Raw genomic sequence first — 266 nt, forward strand, 5'->3', positions numbered from 1 at the left:
TACCAACGTATGCCCTTCCATCCATGTGTTCAACTCGGCAACCTTGATGCTGGCGTACTATCGCTGCAGCTGCTTTGACGCCCCGCGCCGCCGCTGGATGCGTCCGGCCGCTGCGGTACTGTGCCTGGCCATCACCGCTTCCACTATGCTGCTGAAACAGCACAGCGTGATCGACGTGGTGTTCGGCATCCTGTTGGCTCTGGCGTTGGATTACGCCGCCACCGTGTTCCAGCACGAGGCTTCGCCCCTGGGCCGCCAGCAGCGGC

1 protein-coding gene is annotated in these 266 nt (G+C 63.2%); it reads left to right on the top strand.

The window, feature by feature from the left end; genetic code table 11:
* The coding region (locus H6B10_RS16255) for a phosphatase PAP2 family protein (RefSeq protein WP_204652451.1) at window positions 1-266 on the top strand (266 nt) is incomplete at both ends.

This window comes from Gemmiger formicilis, assembly GCF_016901605.1.
Lineage (GTDB): Bacteria > Bacillota > Clostridia > Oscillospirales > Ruminococcaceae > Gemmiger > Gemmiger formicilis_B.